10 protein-coding genes are annotated in these 12265 nt (G+C 62.5%); 7 read left to right on the top strand and 3 right to left on the bottom strand.

The window, feature by feature from the left end; translation table 11 throughout:
• The first annotated feature begins 76 nt into the window (after positions 1-76).
• Positions 77-2191 (top strand): PQQ-dependent dehydrogenase, methanol/ethanol family, encoded by a 2115-nt coding sequence (locus tag ACS5Q8_RS15285; protein ID WP_465159096.1) that lies wholly within the window; start codon positions 77-79, stop codon positions 2189-2191.
• 87 nt (positions 2192-2278) lie between these two features.
• Positions 2279-3133, top strand: coding sequence for a transporter (locus ACS5Q8_RS15280; RefSeq protein ID WP_443700224.1), 855 nt, complete (start codon positions 2279-2281; stop codon positions 3131-3133).
• A gap of 44 nt (positions 3134-3177) precedes the next feature.
• Here ACS5Q8_RS15280 and ACS5Q8_RS15275 read toward each other — a convergent pair whose 3' ends face one another.
• On the bottom strand, positions 3178-4665 hold the full coding sequence (locus ACS5Q8_RS15275; protein ID WP_276193156.1) for an aldehyde dehydrogenase family protein: 1488 nt from the start codon (positions 4663-4665) through the stop codon (positions 3178-3180).
• Positions 4666-4937: 272 nt separating this feature from the next.
• Here ACS5Q8_RS15275 and ACS5Q8_RS15270 point away from each other — a divergent pair, with 272 nt between their 5' ends.
• Positions 4938-6107, top strand: coding sequence for a p-hydroxyphenylacetate 3-hydroxylase oxygenase component (locus tag ACS5Q8_RS15270; protein WP_276193155.1), 1170 nt, complete (start codon positions 4938-4940; stop codon positions 6105-6107).
• Between the two features lie 65 nt (positions 6108-6172).
• Positions 6173-7117 carry a p-hydroxyphenylacetate 3-hydroxylase reductase component gene (locus tag ACS5Q8_RS15265; protein WP_276193153.1) on the top strand — a complete coding sequence of 315 codons (945 nt, stop codon included), beginning with the start codon at positions 6173-6175 and terminating at the stop codon, positions 7115-7117.
• A gap of 44 nt (positions 7118-7161) precedes the next feature.
• Here the strand turns inward: ACS5Q8_RS15265 and ACS5Q8_RS15260 are convergent, their stop codons facing one another.
• Positions 7162-8490 carry an alginate export family protein gene (locus tag ACS5Q8_RS15260; RefSeq protein ID WP_465159095.1) on the bottom strand — a complete coding sequence of 443 codons (1329 nt, stop codon included), beginning with the start codon at positions 8488-8490 and terminating at the stop codon, positions 7162-7164.
• A 216-nt stretch (positions 8491-8706) separates the two neighbouring features.
• Between ACS5Q8_RS15260 and ACS5Q8_RS15255 the strand changes: the two genes are divergently transcribed.
• From ACS5Q8_RS15255 to feaR, 3 genes are all read left to right on the top strand, one after another.
• Positions 8707-10206, top strand: a complete 1500-nt coding sequence (locus ACS5Q8_RS15255) for an APC family permease (protein WP_276193150.1) — start codon at positions 8707-8709, stop codon at positions 10204-10206.
• A complete protein-coding gene (locus ACS5Q8_RS15250; RefSeq protein WP_276193149.1) occupies positions 10187-10759 on the top strand; it encodes a DUF3156 family protein in 573 nt (190 codons plus the stop codon). Before ACS5Q8_RS15255 ends, ACS5Q8_RS15250 begins: the two co-directional genes overlap by 20 nt.
• A gap of 118 nt (positions 10760-10877) precedes the next feature.
• Complete coding sequence (gene feaR, locus ACS5Q8_RS15245; RefSeq protein ID WP_276193148.1) at positions 10878-11840, top strand: transcriptional regulator FeaR; 963 nt, start codon at positions 10878-10880, stop codon at positions 11838-11840.
• A gap of 56 nt (positions 11841-11896) precedes the next feature.
• Here the strand turns inward: feaR and ACS5Q8_RS15240 are convergent, their stop codons facing one another.
• A complete protein-coding gene (locus ACS5Q8_RS15240; protein WP_276193147.1) occupies positions 11897-12262 on the bottom strand; it encodes a cupin domain-containing protein in 366 nt (121 codons plus the stop codon).
• Positions 12263-12265 lie beyond the last annotated feature (3 nt).

Genomic DNA, 12265 nt, shown 5'->3' with positions numbered 1-12265 from the left:
GGCGTGGCAGGCCCTCTAATAAGGTGGCCTGGGCTGGGGTTGATACCGAGCCGCTTATTGCTGGAGAAAAATAAAAATGAGAACACGGAGCTTGCTGATAGGCAGCCCTTTACTGATGGCTGCGTTGTGCTCGGTGGTGTTGGCCGGTCCGGCTCAGGTCGATGGCCGGCGCATCATCGCCGCTGACCAGGAGCCGGGCAACTGGATGAGCCACGGCCGCACCTACGACGAGCAGCGCTACAGCCCGCTGGACAGCGTCAATGCGAGCAACGTCGGCCAGTTGGGCATGGCCTGGACGACGAAACTGGATATCGACAGCGGCACCGAAGCCACGCCGCTGGTGGTCGATGGGGTGATGTACACCACGGGGGCCTTCAGTATTGTCTATGCGATCAATGCCGCTACCGGCGAGTTGCTCTGGAAATACGACCCGAAGGTGCCGCCCGAAAACCTCAGCCAAGGTTGCTGCGGGCCGGTCAACCGGGGCGTGGCGGTCTGGCAGGGCAAGGCCTACGTGGGCAGTTTTGACGGACGCTTGATTGCCCTCGATGCGGCCAGCGGTCAGCCGGTGTGGAGCGTCGACACGATCATCGATCGTACCAAGAGCTATTCGATCACCGGCGCCCCGCGCGTCGTCAAAGGCAAGGTGCTGATCGGCAACGGTGGCGCTGAATTCGGCGTGCGCGGTTACGTGACGGCTTACGATGCCGAGACCGGCAAACAGGTGTGGCGTTTCTATACCGTGCCAGGCGACCCGAAACTGCCGCCGGAAAATGCGGCGATGGCCAAGGCGATGAAAACCTGGGACGGCGACGGCTGGGTCAAATGGGGTGGCGGCGGCACGGTCTGGGACTCCATGGCCTACGACCCGCAACTGGATCTCCTGTATGTGGGCACGGGCAACGGCTCGCCCTGGAACTATCAGTTCCGCACCAATGGCAAGGGCGACAACCTCTACGTGGCGTCGATCCTGGCGCTGCGGCCGGACACCGGCGAATACGTCTGGCATTACCAGATCACGCCGCAAGACCAGTGGGATTTCACCGCGACCCAACACATGATCCTCGCCGACATCAAGCTGGACGGCAAAGTGCGCAAGGTGATCATGCAGGCGCCGAAGAATGGCTTCTTCTACGTGCTCGACCGCACCAACGGCCAGTTGCTCTCGGCGAAGAATTTTGTGCCGGTGAACTGGGCCAGCGGCATCGACATGAAAACCGGCCGCCCGATCCTGACCGGCGCGGCCGACTATTCCAAGGAGCCGAAAGTGGTGCAGCCGAGCTTTCTCGGCGGGCACAACTGGCACCCCATGTCGTTCAGCCCGAAGACCGGCTACGTCTATATTCCGGCCCAGTACACCTTGGCCGAGCTGAAGGCAGCCAAGGCGCCGATGTTCCTGTCGAACAAGTCAGTGGTGAACTTCGGGCTGGATGTACCGGACTTGCCTGAAGACCCGAAAATCCTAAATAAAATTCGTGACGCCTGGAGTGGTGAGCTGATCGCCTGGGACCCGGTCCAACAGAAAGCGGCCTGGAAGCAGCCCTACATCAGCGCCGGCAACGGCGGCACGCTGGCCACGGCGGGCAATCTGGTGTTCCAGGGCACTGCCGACGGGCGCGTGGTCGCCTATCGCGCCGACACCGGCGAGCAGCTCTGGGAGCATCGGGCCAACTCCGGGGTCATGGCCGGGCCCGTCACCTACACCGTCAATGGCGAGCAATACGTGGCGTTCTCAGTCGGTTGGGGCGGGATCATTCCGCTGCTGACCGGGCCGTTGACCAACAAGGGCAAGGTGCGCGCCGAGTCGCGGGTGATTGCCTTCAAGCTCGGCGCCCACGGCGAACTGCCGCCGCCCAAGGTCGCGCCAGTGCTACCGACCACCCACCAGACACTCACGGCAACGCCTGAGCAACTGGTGCAGGCGCGCGGTCTGTTCAATGGCCTGTGCGCAGGTTGTCACGGCCTCAACGCCATCAGCGGCGGCGTGGTGCCGGACCTGCGCTACCTGAGTGACGACAAACACGCGGCGTTCCCGGCCTTTGTCAGCGGAGCGCTGATCACCAAGGGCATGCCGAATTTCTCCGACATTCTCCAGCGCGACGACATGGAATTGATCCGTCAATACCTGGTCAAGCGCAACCAGGATCTGCAGGCCGACCTCAAGGCCGCCGGGCACGTCGACACCCACTGATCGCCTACGGTTTCACCCATGCCTGACGACGCCCCACGGCGTCGTCATGGCGAAGCTCTGCCTCCAATAAAAATAACGAGACACGCCATGAAAACACTTAGCACTCTGACTCTCAGCGCTCTCTTCGCCGGTCTGGCCCCTTTGGCCCAGGCCGATGTAAAACCTGATCCGGGCGACTACACCGCGCTGCCCAAAGGCACCGATGTGGTGGTGTTGTACCAGCAGAACCCACGCGGGGATAAGGTGTATTCGGGCGGCAAGAAAGTCGCCGACAACCTCGACCTCGACATGACCGTCGGGGTGTTGCGTCTGATCCACTTCACCGAGTTCTTCAACACCGGGCTGACCTGGGACCCGCAAATCGTCATCCCCTTCGGCTACCAGAAGACCGGCGCCACCGACAGCAAGAACTCGGGGCTGGGTGATATCACCTTCGGTGGGACGGTGTGGACCATCGCCGACCTGGCCAAAAACGAACACCTGGGCTGGTCGGTGTTCGTCACCGCGCCCACCGGCAGCGAGAAGAACCAAGGCTTCGCCTTGAGCAGCAATCGCTGGGCGCTGGACTTTCAGGTCGGTTACATCAAGGGCCTTACCGATAAAATCACCTGGGACGTGATCGCCGAAACCGAGTTCTACGACGAGCAGCGCTCCACCGCCGCCAAAAAAGACCCGTTGCTGCAACTGCACAACCACCTGCGCTACAACTTCACCCCCGACACTTACGCCGCGATCTCTTATCGTCATAACTGGGGCGCGCGCGAGACCCTCGACCATGAAACCCTGGCCACCAGCCGCAGCAATGGCACGCTCGGTTTTACCGTCGCGACCATGCTGGGCAAGCAGGTGCAGGTGATGGGGCAGTTGATGCATGACACGTCGGTGCGTGAGGGCGTGAAGATTGATAACTCGCTGCAGTTTCGCCTGGCGTACTTCTACTGAATCAACGGCTGTCCGGCATGGACACGGTCCATGCCGGCGCTGGATCAATAGCGAATCATCACCGATTTGAGTTCGGTGTAATCCTCGATAAACGCTGAGCCGAATTCCCGACCGATGCCCGATGATTTAACCCCGCCAAACGGCACCGCCGGGTCGAGCAGCGTGTGCATGTTCACCCACACCGTGCCGGCGTGGATCGCGGGTACCATGCGCAGGGCTTTGCCCAGGTCGTTGGTCCAGAGGCTGGCGCTGAGGCCATACGGTGTGTTGTTCATCAGTTCCAGCAGCTCGTCTTCGCTGTCATAGGGCAAGAACGTGGCGATCGGGCCGAAGGTTTCCTCGTTGAGCACGCTGTCGTTGATGCTGTTGGCGAGGATCACGGTGGGCTCGACATAACACCCAGGGCGATCCATGCACCGGCCACCGTGGATAATCGTGTTGTTTTCGGCACGCGCCTTGGCAAAAAAACCGTCGAGCTTCAATTGGTGCTGGCGGTGGGTGACCGGGCCGAATTCGGTGCGCTCATCCAGCGGCGAACCGATGTTCAGTTTGCCCAGACGCTCGGCCAGGCGGCTCATGATCGGCTCGATCTGCGAGCGATGGGCGAAAAAACGTTCAGCGGCGGCGCAGATCTGCCCGGAGTGCAGGAAGCCCGCTTCGATGATGCCGTTGACCGCCTTGTCGAGGTCCACATCACGCAGGAACCCCGCCGAGTTTTTCCCGCCCAGTTCCAGGGTTGCGCGGGTCAGCCCGGCACCCGTGGCCGCGCGGCCTACGGCGATGCCGGTCGGCACCGAGCCGGTGAACGAGACCTTATCGGTGCCGGGATGCTCGATCAGCGCCTGACCCACCGGGCCGCCGCCGGTCAACACGTTCAGGACGCCGGCGGGCAGGCCTGCGTCGACCGCCAGCTCGGCGACCCGCAGGATCGTCAGCGGGGTGAACTCACTGGGCTTGATAATGATGCTGCAGCCGGTGACCAGCGCCGAGGCGAGTTTCCAGATGGCGATCATGGTCGAGAAATTCCACGGCACGATGCCCACCACCACGCCCACCGGTTCGCGCAGGGTGAACGCGGTGTAGCGTTCGCCGGCGAAGGAGGGCAGGGACGGCGTGATGGTCTGGCCGCAGATCTTGGTCGCCCAGCCGGCGTAGTAGCGTAGAAAGTGCGCGGCCTGGTCCACTTCGAAGGCGCGGGAAATCTGGATGATCTTGCCCGATTGGCACGTCTCGATCTGAGCCAGTTCCTCGCGGTGTTGTTCCAGTAGGTCGGCAAGTTTGAGCAGCACGTTGCCGCGCACTGCCGGGGCGACCTGGGACCAATGCTGGAAGCCACGGCGGGCGGACTCCACCGCCGCATCGACGTCGGCCGCGTTTGCATCGGCGACGTGGGCAATCACGTGGTCGGTGGCGGGGTTGATCACTTCGAGGGTCTGGCTGGACTGACTCTGCACGTAGCCGCCGTGGATAAACAGGGCATGGCTTCGACGCAAAAACGCTTCGACTTGGGGCAACAGGGGGATGTCGGTCATGGGGTTTTCCTGGTGGTGAACAAGAGAAAACCCTGAGGTTAAGCAAGGGCTGTCACGGCGGCTTGACTGTGACTGCCCGGCGCCATGTCTGTGTCTGCCAACGCCGCGTCTATTGCGGCTGACGGGCAGGATCAATACCCATGGAAAGTACAATTTTGCATCTGGAAGGTACATTTTCGCAGCGTGCCGCTCACCCCATACTGGGCCTGCAGCCGGTGCCGCTCCTCGATATTGGACAGCAGCCGGACATCCAATAATAAGCAGGGCCGTCCATGAAAAAGCCAAACCCGCTCCTCGAAGACCTCAAGTCCATTCTGCCGACCATTGCCGCCAATGCGTTCCAGGCGGAGCAAGACCGCAAGGTCCCCGACGAAAACATTGCGCTGCTCAAAAGCATCGGCCTGCACCGTGCTTTTCAGCCCAGGAAGTTCGGCGGCATGGAAATCTCCCTCCCGCAATTTGCCGATTGCATCGCCGTACTTGCCGGCGCCTGCGCCAGCACGGCCTGGGCGATGAGCCTGCTGTGCACCCACAGTCATCAATTGGCGATGTTTTGCGCCCAGTTGCAGCAGGAAGTCTGGGGCGATAATCCCGACGCCACCGCCAGCAGCAGTATCGCGCCGTTCGGCCGCACCGAAGAGGTCGACGGTGGCGTGTTGTTCAGTGGCGAGATGGGCTGGAGCAGCGGCTGTGACCATGCCGAGTGGGCGATAGTCGGCTTCCGGCGCAAGAACGCCGAAGGCACCCAGGACTATTGCTTCGCGGTGCTGCCGCGCAGCGACTATGCGATTCGCGATGACTGGTTTGCCGCCGGCATGAAAGGCAGCGGCACCAAGACCTTGATCATCGAGAACGTGCTTGTGCCGGAACACCGCATCCAGAAAGCCAAGGACATGATGGAAGGCAAGTCCGCAGGTTTCGGTCTGTACCCGGACAGCAAGATTTTCTACTCGCCGTACCGTCCGTACTTCGCCAGTGGGTTTTCCACCGTAAGCCTGGGGGTCGCCGAGCGCATGCTGGATGTCTTCCGCGAGAAGACCAAAACCCGCGTGCGGGCCTACACCGGGGCGGCCGTGGGCGCGGCGACGCCGGCGTTGATGCGCCTGGCCGAATCGACGCACCAGGTGGCCGCCGCCCGAGCCTTTCTCGAGAAGACCTGGCAGGAGCATGCCGAGCACAGCGAGCAGCATCGCTATCCGACCCGCGAAACCCTGGCGTTCTGGCGCACCAACCAGGCCTATGCGACCAAGATGTGCATCCAGGCCGTCGACCGTCTGTTCGAAGCTGCCGGTGGTAACGCCTGGTTCGAGCACAACGAACTGCAGCGCCTGTTCCGTGACTCGCACATGACCGGCGCCCACGCGTACACCGATTACGACGTCTGCGCGCAGATCCTTGGCCGCGAGCTGATGGGCCTCGAGCCCGATCCCAGCATGATCTGAGTCGCTCGCCCCACGCCCCATCACAATAATCAGGACTGCTTGTGCACGCAGTCCGGGAGTCTTGCATGTCTGATAAAAGCCCAACCCCCTTCGACCCACGTGCCTTCCGCCGCGCCCTGGGCAATTTTGCCACCGGCGTCACCGTGGTGACCGCCGCCGACGCCAGCGGGCGCAAGGTTGGCGTGACGGCCAACAGTTTCAACTCGGTGTCCCTGGACCCACCGCTGGTGCTGTGGAGCATCGACAAACGCTCCAACAGCCACGAGGTGTTCGAGCAGGCCAGCCACTTTGCGGTCAACGTGCTGGCGGCCGACCAGATCGACCTGTCGAATAATTTCGCGCGGCCCAAGGAAGACCGCTTCGCCGAAATCGAGTTTGAACCGGGCGAGGGCGGATCACCGGTATTCGCCGACTGCTCGGCGCGTTTTCACTGCGAAAAATACCAGCAAGTTGACGGTGGCGATCACTGGATCATGATCGGCAAGGTGGTGGCGTTCGACGATTTCGGCCGCTCGCCGTTGCTGTATCACCAGGGCGCCTATTCGATGGTCCTGCCGCACTCACGTATGACCCGGCGCGACGACAGCCAAGCGCCCAGCAGTCATTTTCAAGGGCGCCTCAGCCACAACCTGTATTACCTGATGACCCAGGCCGTGCGGGCCTATCAATCCGGCTACCAGCCTCGGCAATTGTCCACCGGCTTGCGCACCAGTGAAGCGCGCATGCTGATGGTGCTGGAAAGTGATGCCGGCCTGAGCACGCCTGAATTGCTGCGTGAGGTGGCAATGCCGGTGCGCGAGATCGACGAAGCCGTGGCCAACCTCAAGCGCAAGGCGCTGGTCAGTGACCCTGACGGCCGCGTGCGCCTGACCGCCGCAGGCCTCGAACAGGCTGAAGACCTCTGGTCGATTGCCCAGGAGCAGCAGGATAAGGTGTTCAGTGCATTCAGCGCGGAGCAGATCGATACCTTCAAAACCGTGTTGAAGCAATTGATCAGCCACGCTGGCTAGCCCCGAAAAGGCTCAGGAGCGGCGCAAGGCGGCTCCTGGTTCGATCAAAACGGCACCGCCACGGTCAGTTGGCTGTACACGTTGGTGCCATTCCCCCCCACTTGGTTGCCAGCGTTGTGCTGGTCCCGCTCGGGTTTGTACAGGCCCAGCAGCGGGGTGACGATCAGGTGCTCGCTCACCGCCCATTCGGCGTACAGGTCAAGCTCGCGGCCGTTCAGGTTTGGCATGCCGTGCGTGCTGACGGTCTGGTAATCGAAGAACAAGGCGCCGAGGGTCACGGCTTGGGCCGGCTTGACCTTGAGCGCGAGATGTTGGATCACCGCGTTGGTATTGAATGGCCCCGCGTAATTGCCGGCGACTTCGCCCTGCACCCAGGTGCCAAAGCCGCGATTGAAGCCCGAGAACATCGCGTCCCAGTTTTTCGAATAGCGTGTGTAGCGATAGGTCAGGTCCGGCGACCACGGCAGGCTGGTGAAGGTGTAGCCGGCCTCGCTGTACCAGGCGTTTTGCGCACCGATGCGTGTGTCCTGCCAGGCATATTCGGCGGCGAAGTGCGCGTTTTCGATGCCGGCATTCCCGGCGCCGCGCAGGCTATAGAGGTTCATGCCGGCCCGTTGTTTTTGCAGGTCATTGGCGTAGCGCTCGTCGACGCTGATGCCGTGGATATAGGTCAACCCCAGGGTGCCCGGGGCGGCGCTGTATTCCAGGGTGCCGGCGGCCATTTCGGTGTTGGCCTGGGCGCGATTGTCCGACTGTATCCACATCAGGCTGCCATGCACGCCCTCCTTGCCGCCCAGGCGCAGCAGCGCGGTTTGATCGAAGGCATGGCGGGCCGCGAGGTAGTAGGCGCCGCCCCGATTGAATTCGCCGTCTGCCACGCCCTTGCCGAGGTTGGTGCCGTCATCGTTGATGATGAAACCATCGCCGAGCATGATCAGCTGGCGCCCGAAGGACAGGTCCACGCCGTCCGTGCCCAACACCGGGAATAGTTCGCCAGAACGCCAGCCGGCGAAGGCTTCGTCAAATTGGCTGGTGCGTTCGCTGCCCGTGGTCACGCCGGAGGCATCGCCATCGCCCCAGGTGCCGGAACTGACCTGGTTGGCCGTGCCGTAGACGCTGCCCAGGCCGCCCAAGCGCTGCTCCAGGCTGACGCCATACTTGATGAAACCTTCGCGCCAGGTGGAACCGCCCGGGGTGCCGTCGTAGTTCTTGCGACTGTTGAACATCCCGTAGACGGCCAGGAAGTTGCCGCTTAGTCGCGTGTCGTCGTCCGCATACAGCTCGAAGGCCTGGACCGACGATTCGCCGATCAACAGCGCAAGGCCCATGCCGACGGCCTGGTACAGTCGGCGCGTGTTGTGTGTGTGCTCCATGGTCAGTGTCCCCAACTGGATGAGTGGAGGCGCATTAAGGCGAGCGGGGCCGGGCGGCGTCTTTCATCTGCGTGCCAGGCAATTGACCCAGGCCGCCAGCCGGCCGGCGGTGGCAGGGAGCAACAAAACCCAAGGCAGCCAGGGGCAAGACGCTCAATCGAGGCAGGGCGCACAGTGGCTCAACGTCTAAAAATCCGCTGCTTGAGGGGCTGCACCATGTTGATCAACGACCGGCTTAGCGCACATTTGAAACAGGGCACCGTGGGCTTTCCCACGGCGCTCGCCAGCACCATCGGCCTGATCATGGCCAGCCCGGTGATCCTCACCGCCACCATGGGCTTCGGCATCGGCGGCAGTGCCTTTGCGGTGGCCATGCTGATCGCGGTGGTGATGATGCTGGCCCAGGCGACCACCTTTGCCGAGGCGGCGGCAATCCTGCCCACCACCGGCTCGGTCTACGACTACATCAATTGCGGCATGGGCCGGTTCTTCGCCATCACCGGCACCTTGTCGGCCTACCTGATCGTGCATGTCTTTGCCGGTACGGCGGAAACCATCCTCTCCGGGGTCATGGCGCTGGTGAACTTCGAACACCTCAATACCCTGGCGGAGTCGGCCGGCGGTTCGTGGTTGCTGGGGGTGGGTTTCGTGATTGTGTTCGGCATCCTCAATGCTTTTGGCGTCAGCGCATTCGGCAAGGCCGAGATCATCCTCACCTTCGGCATGTGGACCACCTTGACGGTGTTCGGCGTGCTGGGGCTGATCGCGGCACCGGCGGTGCAACTGGACGGCTGGTTCGGCGCATCGTTGGTGGGCACCGACCTGATCACCATCCTGTCGCTGGTGGGCATGGCCATGTTCATGTTCGTCGGCTGCGAATTCGTCACGCCGTTGGCACCGGACTTGCGCAACTCGGCCAAGGTCATGCCCAAGGCCATGATGCTGGGGCTGCTCGGCGTCGCCAGTTGCATGTTCATCTACGGCGCGGCAATGAAGCGCCAGGTGGAAAACGTGCTGCTCGATGCCGGCAGTGGCGTACACCTGCTAGACACACCGATGGCGATTCCGAAATTCGCCGAACAGGTGATGGGCAGCATCGGCCCGCTGTGGCTGGGGATCGGCTTCCTGTTTGCCGGGGCCGCGACCATCAACACCTTAATGGCCGGGGTGCCGCGCATCCTCTACGGGATGGCGGTCGATGGCGCGTTGCCCAAGGTCTTCACCTACCTGCACCCGCGTTTCAAGACCCCGCTGCTGTGCATCCTGGTGGCGATGCTGATTCCGTGCCTGCACGCGTTGTACCTGGGTGGCAACACCGACAACATCATGCACCTGGTGCTGGCGGCGGTGTGTGCCTGGAGTTTCGCCTACCTGTTGGTGACGATCTCGGTGGTGAGCCTGCGCATCCGCCGTCCGGACCTGCCGCGCGCCTATCGTTCGCCATGGTTTCCGTTGCCGCAGATCCTGTCCAGCGTCGGCATCCTGCTGGGCATCTGGTTTATCACGCCGCCGGGGATGAACCCGGCAGACATCTACATTCCGTTTGGCGTGATGCTGGCCGGCACGGCGGCGTATGCGTTGTTCTGGACGTTGGTGGTGCAGAAGGTCAATCCGTTCAAGCCGGCGTCAGTCGAAGCGGTGTTGGCCAACGAATTCGCCCATGCACCGAGCCAGCCTCACACCGAGTATCAGCGCCATGCTGCGAAGCCTGTTTGAGCGGTTCAGTGCCCGGCGCGCCCCGGCGGGGTATCGCCCTGGAGTGACCCTGGAACACCTGCGCCGTAACCTTGGCCTGGCGCACTTTCAGCACACCGCTTCGACCGTGGCCGAGGCGGTCCTGCTCGATGGCCGCTTGCGCGTGGAGATCGTCGAACGCGCCGAGTCGCAGTTGCTGATGCACCTGGTGATGACTGAGTTCGTGCTGCGCCTACCTGCCTCGCGAGAGGGCACGGCAAGTGTTGAACTGCACCACACCGGAGCCGTTTGGCGCACCGGCATTCGTTGCCGGCAACGCAGCGGCGACCCGGCGCTGCAGGCGTTGTTACAGCCCCACGGGGCATTGCTCCAAGCGTTGATGCCGCTGGATTTCAAGCGTCTGCGCATCGATCTGCAGGCCCGTCAGTGGTGTGTGCGCCTGGAGCATATGGGCGGTAGCGAGGTGATTAACCGCATGCCCGCGTTTCGCCGCTATATCCCGCTGAGCCCCGATCAACGCAGCGGGTTGCTGGCGACCTTGCTCCATTTTCAGCGCCTGCTGGCGGCACTCTGATCGCAGGTTTTGGCACCATTAGTGCAATCGCTTTGGTTGAGACGGAGGTGTTGCGGGCGCTTAGATAACATGTTAACTATTGCCTGACAACAACAAAAAAACCAAGGTGGACACAACCATGAGCATGCAAGCGGTTGGACAAGATGGGCTCGACAGTTGGACCCGCGATCTGCGCTCGATCTGTGGGCACTTCCACACAGAACTGGCGTTCAATCGCTCGCTGTTTATCGGTGATATCTCGGCCTGTTCCCGTGGCGGGCTGCCCCTGGCCAACCTGCGCACCAACGCCGGCCTGATCAAGCGCCCCAAGGTCCGCGCCGACCACGATGACGACCAGCAGTGTTTCCTGGTCAGCCAACGCAGTGGCTACAGCCAGATTGCCCAGGACGGTCAGGTCATTCGGCTGGGCCCCGGCGAATTGTTGCTGATGGACTCGGTAGGCTCCATCGAGATCACCCCGTTCGGGCTGATCGAGCACGCCTCCCTGTGCCTGTCCCGCCATGAAGTGTGCAAGCAACTTGGCACCCGGCCACGTACCTTCGGCAAAATTTCTTCAAGCAAAGCCTGCGGACGCATGCTGCATGTGTTGATGGATCAATTGTGCACGGATGCGCTGGAGGGTGACGCGGCGGTGGCGGAGGGCCTGGCGTTGCAGTCGGCGTTGGTCTCGCTGCTCGGCTCGGCCTTTGCGCAGCAGGAGGAGGCGACCGACGACTGCGCGGCGCTGCCGGGCGTCAACCTGCGCAGTTACGTGCAAAAAGTCATCGATGAGTCGCTCAGCCAGCCGGGATTGAGCCCGCTGGGCCTGGCCAATCGCCTGAATATCTCGGTGCGGCATTTGTACCGGCTGTTTGAAGCGCAGGACGACAGTGTATGCCGCTACATCCAGCGGGCGAGGCTCAAGCGCAGTGCAGATGACCTCGCCAATCCGTTCCTGCGCGGCGAGTCGATCACCGCGATTGCCTACAAGTGGGGCTTCACCGATTCAGCGCACTTCAGCCGCTCGTTCAAGAAGCAGTTCGAGGTCTCGCCCAAGGCGTTTCGCTCCAGCCACGTGCAGCAGGTGGCGCAGGGAGTGTGAGCGTTCAACGAAGATGAAGCGAAGAAGCTGCCGGCGAGCGCCGGCAGCCGAGGCTACTACGCGACGGCGAAGTAGTGTTTGACGAAGCTGGGGCTGACGATTTCCCACAGCACCGCAGTGCCTTTGGTCACGAACCAGCTGTCGCCGGCCTTGAAACGTGTCTGCTGGCCGGTGGTTTCGTCGGTCAGCAGCACTTCGCCGGTGACCACCGTGGCTTGTTCGGTAAACGGGTAGACCATGCGGAACTTGCCCTGGGTGGTACCGAAATAGGCGCTGCTGACCGGGTCTGTGGGCGCGCCGAAGGTCATCTTGCCGAAGGCTTTGCCGTCGCCTTCGAGCAACTGCGAGCCGAGGTCGGCCACGGTGCCCCAGGCGTCGAGTTCCGAAAGCTGGATGTCGTGTTTGAGGGGGGTGAGGGTCATGGC

The sequence above is a fragment of the Pseudomonas sp. PAMC25584 genome (assembly GCF_058135675.1).
This window is presented reverse-complemented; position numbering and strand designations above follow the sequence as displayed.

Coding starts and splice junctions, on each gene's coding strand:
- ACS5Q8_RS15270 (WP_276193155.1), top strand. CDS start 4,938: ATGAAAAAGCCAAACCCGCTCCTCGAAGACCTCAAGTCCATTCTGCCG.
- ACS5Q8_RS15255 (WP_276193150.1), top strand. CDS start 8,707: ATGTTGATCAACGACCGGCTTAGCGCACATTTGAAACAGGGCACCGTG.
- ACS5Q8_RS15285 (WP_465159096.1), top strand. CDS start 77: ATGAGAACACGGAGCTTGCTGATAGGCAGCCCTTTACTGATGGCTGCG.
- ACS5Q8_RS15280 (WP_443700224.1), top strand. CDS start 2,279: ATGAAAACACTTAGCACTCTGACTCTCAGCGCTCTCTTCGCCGGTCTG.
- ACS5Q8_RS15260 (WP_465159095.1), bottom strand. CDS start 8,490: ATGGAGCACACACACAACACGCGCCGACTGTACCAGGCCGTCGGCATG.
- ACS5Q8_RS15250 (WP_276193149.1), top strand. CDS start 10,187: ATGCTGCGAAGCCTGTTTGAGCGGTTCAGTGCCCGGCGCGCCCCGGCG.
- ACS5Q8_RS15240 (WP_276193147.1), bottom strand. CDS start 12,262: ATGACCCTCACCCCCCTCAAACACGACATCCAGCTTTCGGAACTCGAC.
- ACS5Q8_RS15265 (WP_276193153.1), top strand. CDS start 6,173: ATGTCTGATAAAAGCCCAACCCCCTTCGACCCACGTGCCTTCCGCCGC.
- ACS5Q8_RS15275 (WP_276193156.1), bottom strand. CDS start 4,665: ATGACCGACATCCCCCTGTTGCCCCAAGTCGAAGCGTTTTTGCGTCGA.
- feaR (WP_276193148.1), top strand. CDS start 10,878: ATGAGCATGCAAGCGGTTGGACAAGATGGGCTCGACAGTTGGACCCGC.